This is a genomic window from Actinomycetospora sp., assembly GCF_055612215.1.
In genome coordinates this window covers 1-4056 of sequence record NZ_JBVPVA010001066.1, presented here as the reverse complement: position 1 = coordinate 4056, position 4056 = coordinate 1, and the positions used below count along the sequence as shown (strand labels likewise).

The window sequence follows — 4056 nt, the reverse complement described above, 5'->3', positions numbered from 1 at the left end:
CACCAGCCCGGCGACGACGGGGACCGCGCGCCGCCGCAGCGGGCTGCCCGCGGTCTCCGCCGGCACGAGCAGCAGCGCCCCGGCGAACGCCGCGCCCGCCACCCCGTGCAGCAGGATCTGGTGGGCCTCGCCGATCTCGATCCCGGTGGTGTCGCGGACCGCCATCGTCGCCGAGTGCGCCTGCAGGTTGAACGCGCCCGCCGAGCCGACCATGGCCAGCGCGAGCAGGCGGCCGGACCAGGAGCGCCCGCCGAAGCGCAGCAGGACGACGGCGACCACGAGGTTCACCGCGCTCGCCAGATAGTCGACGACGGCCTGGCCGGGCGGCTCGTTCAGCGGCGTCGTGACCAGGGCGCCGACGGTCAGCCAGACCAGGGCCAGCGCCGAGACCGTCGTGAAGACGACCCAGTAGGCCGCCACCCGGAGCCGCTCGGTGCTCATCCGGTCAGCCCCGTCCCGACGAGCGGGCGCAGCTGGATGGGCAGCCGGGCGCGCAGCACCGTGCGCCCGCCGTCGTCGGCGGTGAGCTCGAGGGACCCGCCGAGGGCGGCGAGCCGGTCGGCGTCGTCGGCGAGGGCCGTGCGGGTGGCGTCGGGGTCGGCGGTCGCGTCGGTCACCCGGACCTCGGCGTGGTCGCCGACCTGCTCGAGGGCCAGCTCCAGCGGCTCCTCCCCCGCCCGCGCCCCGAGCAGGGCCAGCGCGGCCGCGGCCGCGTAGTAGAGCCCCGACTCGACCTCCCACGGGAGGCGCTGCGCCAGCCGTCCGGTGAGGTGCACGGCCCGGGGCAGGTCGGCGACGACCTCCTCCAGGGCGGCCCGCGGGCCCTGGTCGCGCAGCACGGCGGGGTGCACGCCGCGGGCGATGACGCGGAACCGGTCGAGCAGCTCCTCGAGGCGTTCGCGCGCGGTCGCGAGGTGGTGGCGGGCGAACTCCGCGGCCTCCTCGCGGGCGGGGTCGCCCTCGGGCTCCTCGAGGCCCTCGTCGACGGACTCGGCCGCGGCGGTGACGGCGGCCCGGAACCCGGCGAGGCGCTCGGTCGTCGCGCCGCCGAGCTCGCCGACGAGGCGGTGGCGCTCGAGCTCGCGGGCCCGGCCCAGCCGCCGCCTCGACGCCTCGGTCTCGCGGGCGAGCTCGTCCGCGCGCGCCACCCGGGCCCGCAGCTCGGCCCCGCGGGCCACCACGCGCAGCAGCAGCCGGGCGCCCGCGCCGATCTCGACGACCAGGGCGCGGTCGGCGGCGGTCACCGGCCGCCCGGGCTTGCCGACGGTCAGGACCGCGCGCAGCTCGCCGTCGTCGACCACCGGCAACGCGTGGTCGACGTCGGGGCGCAGCAGCAGGTCGGTGGTCGTCGCGACGCGCTCGGTGCCGTCCTGGGCGACGAACCCGTCGGGCACGACGAGCCACACCTCGGCGTGGGCCGCGCCCGTTCCCTCGCGGAGGACCTCGACGAGGGCGGCGAGCGAGGTGGGCGCGGTGGCGGCGACGAGCGCGGACCGCCCGGAGTGCCCGGTGGCGGAATGCTCGTCGTCGCGGCCGCGGGCCACGAGCGCGAGCACGCCCGCAGCCAGCCCGGCGCCGGCGAACGGCGCGAGGAGGGGTCCGACGGCGGGTCCGAGCACCGCGTTGCCGGCCACCACGGCGAGGATCAGGCAGACGGCCACCACGGCTACGACGGAGAGTGCCCGCCCCACCCGCGCCGTGCCCGTCCGGTCCATCGCCGCGCTGTCCCCTCTGCCGTGTCGAGCACGGAGAGTAGTGGGACGGCGGGCGGGAAGCCAGGGTGGATCGGCAGGTCAGCCCTCCCCGCGCTGGGAGCGCAGGTAGGTCAGCACGGCGAGGACCCGGCGGTGGTGCACGGAGGCGTCCCCGTGCAGGCCGAGCTTGTCGAAGATGCTCGCGATGTGCTTCTCGACGGCCTTCCCGCTGACGTACAGCTCGCCCGCGATCCCGCCGTTCGACCGGCCCTCGGCCATCAGGCGGAGCACGTCGCGCTCGCGGTCGGACAGCGCGGCGACCGCGTCCTTGCGGTCGTTGCGCGGCCGTTCGACCAGCCGCTTCGCGAGCACCGGCTCGATGACGATCTCGCCGTCGGCGATCCGGGTCAGCGTGTCGGAGAGGACCTCGACGCTGCCGACCTTCTCCTTGAGCCGGTAGCCCACCTTCTCGGTCCCGATCTCGAGGATCCGGACCAGGTAGTGGGACTCGGCGTAGTGCGAGAGGAACAGCAGCCCCATGTCCGGGTGGGCGGCGCGGAGGCGCTCGCCGGTGACGAGCCCGCCGTCGGGCTCCGGGGGCATGCGGATGTCGAGCAGGGCGACGTCGACCGGGTCGTGCGCCAGCGCCGCGATCAGCTCGTCGCCGCCCGGGACGCAGGCGACGACCTCGTGCCCGGCCGCCTCCAGGAGCATCACGAGGCCCTGGCGGAAGAGGGCGCCGTCCTCGGCGAGCGCTACGCGCACGGGAACCTCGCGGTGATCGTCGTGGTGCCGGCGGGGGTGGTGACGACGTCGACGGTGCCGCCCAGCGGACCCGCCTCGTCGCGCACGGACGGGGCGAGGGCGGGGTCCGCCCCCTCGATGACCACGACCACGTCGTCCTCCTGGGCTCCGCCGGGCTCGGTGCGGATGTGGATGTGCAGCGGTGTCGCCGATGCTGCCAGGGCGTCGGCGAGCGCGAAGTACACCGCACCCTCCACGGCGGCCCCGGCGCGGCCCGCGGTCACGTCGAGGGCGGCGTCGTCCCCGCGGGCGGTCACGAGCTCGCGCAGTGCCGGGCCGAGGCCGGCCTCGTGCAGGAGCGGCGGGTAGATGCGGGCGGCCACCGCGCGCAGTTCCTCCAACGCGGCCTCCACCTCGCCCTGGAGGGCCGCGAGGTCCCGACGCCAGGCGTGCGGGTCCTCCGGGCGCGCGTCGACTTCCCCGTCGCTCCGCTCGCCCAGGCCGCGGTCGAGCGCGCCGAGCCGCAGGGCCATCGAGGAGATCCGCAAAGCGGCCCCGTCGTGCAGCTGGCGCTCGAGGCAGCGTCGGCGCCGCCACCGCTCCTCGGCGCGACGACGGTCCTCGTGGGCGTCCGTCTCGGGTGCGGGCACGGCGGCGTCCCCCGGTCCTTGCTGGTCGGGTCGGCGATCGGCGCCCGGTGGCCGGTCGACGGCCACCGCGGGCGTCATGGCGGTAGCGTCCCGTGATCACGGACCGCCGGGGAGGGGGCGCACCCTCCGGCGAGGTAGGGCTGTCCCCCTTGACAGGCCGTTCCGTGACGATCCCTGCCCGTGCGGTGATCACGAATCCGGCCCTGCCCCGTCCGGGGCGGATGTCACTACGATGCGTGGGCTCGTGCGCGTCAGGCAGTGGAGGGACATGCCGTGACCCATGTCCTCGGGATCGACCTCGGGGGGACCGCGGTCTCCGCGGCGATCGCCGACGACGACGGCCGCGTCGAGATGGTCGCCCTCGGGGACCGGTCGACCACGGTCCCGTCCGTCGTGCACCGTCGCGACGCGGACTCGCTCGTCACCGGCGAGCTCGCCGCCCGCCGCGCGTCGGGCGACCCGGCCCACGCGGCCTGGAGCGTGCGGCGTCGCCTCGGCGACCCGGCCCCGGTCCTGCTCGGCGACGACCCCGTCCCCGCGGGCGACCTGCTCGCCGCGATTCTGCGCGACGTCCTCGCCCGCGTCGCGGCGGTCCGCGGCGAGGCGGCGTCGCGGGTCGTGCTGACCCACCCCGCGAGCTGGGGGCCCTACCGCCGCGGGCTCTTCGAGGACGTCGCCGCGGCCGCCGGGCTCGAGGACGCCGTGCCCATCGCGGACCCCGAGGCCGCCGGGCACCAGCACCGCGCCGTGCACGCGTTCGACGACGGCGCCGCGCTCGCCGTGTACGACCTCGGCGGCAGCTCCTTCGAGGCGGCCGTGCTCGCGCGGCGGGGCCGCGGTATGGAGCTCGTCGGGACGCCGGCGGGCATCGAGCGGCTCGGCGGGGTCGACCTCGACGAGGCCGTGATCGCCCTCGTCGACGAGGCCACCGGCGGGCTGCTCGCCGACCTCGACCCCGACGACGACAG

The 4056-nt window shown here is 76.9% G+C and carries 4 protein-coding genes and 1 pseudogene; 1 reads left to right on the top strand and 4 read right to left on the bottom strand.

The genetic code is table 11. The features are described from left to right. From AC0CYZ_RS28835 to AC0CYZ_RS28820, 4 genes and pseudogenes are all read right to left on the bottom strand, one after another. A pseudogene (locus AC0CYZ_RS28835) lies at positions 1-441 on the bottom strand (sensor histidine kinase); the annotation flags it as partial. Beyond that, entirely contained in the window at positions 438-1715 is a 1278-nt protein-coding gene (locus tag AC0CYZ_RS28830; RefSeq protein WP_472221545.1) for a sensor histidine kinase, read from the bottom strand. The gene AC0CYZ_RS28830 and the pseudogene AC0CYZ_RS28835, both read right to left, overlap by 4 nt. 78 nt (positions 1716-1793) lie before the next feature. Then, complete coding sequence (locus tag AC0CYZ_RS28825; protein WP_472221544.1) at positions 1794-2459, bottom strand: LuxR C-terminal-related transcriptional regulator; 666 nt, start codon at positions 2457-2459, stop codon at positions 1794-1796. Further along, the gene (locus AC0CYZ_RS28820; protein ID WP_472221543.1) at positions 2450-3166 is read right to left on the bottom strand and encodes a sensor histidine kinase; all 717 of its coding nucleotides are present in this window, start codon (positions 3164-3166) and stop codon (positions 2450-2452) included. The genes AC0CYZ_RS28825 and AC0CYZ_RS28820 overlap by 10 nt, the downstream gene beginning before the upstream one ends. Positions 3167-3361: 195 nt before the next feature. Between AC0CYZ_RS28820 and AC0CYZ_RS28815 the strand changes: the two genes are divergently transcribed. Then, the coding region (locus tag AC0CYZ_RS28815; protein ID WP_472221542.1) for an Hsp70 family protein at positions 3362-4056 on the top strand (695 nt) is incomplete at its 3' end.

Coding starts and splice junctions, on each gene's coding strand:
- AC0CYZ_RS28830 (WP_472221545.1), bottom strand. CDS start 1,715: ATGGACCGGACGGGCACGGCGCGGGTGGGGCGGGCACTCTCCGTCGTA.
- AC0CYZ_RS28820 (WP_472221543.1), bottom strand. CDS start 3,166: ATGACGCCCGCGGTGGCCGTCGACCGGCCACCGGGCGCCGATCGCCGA.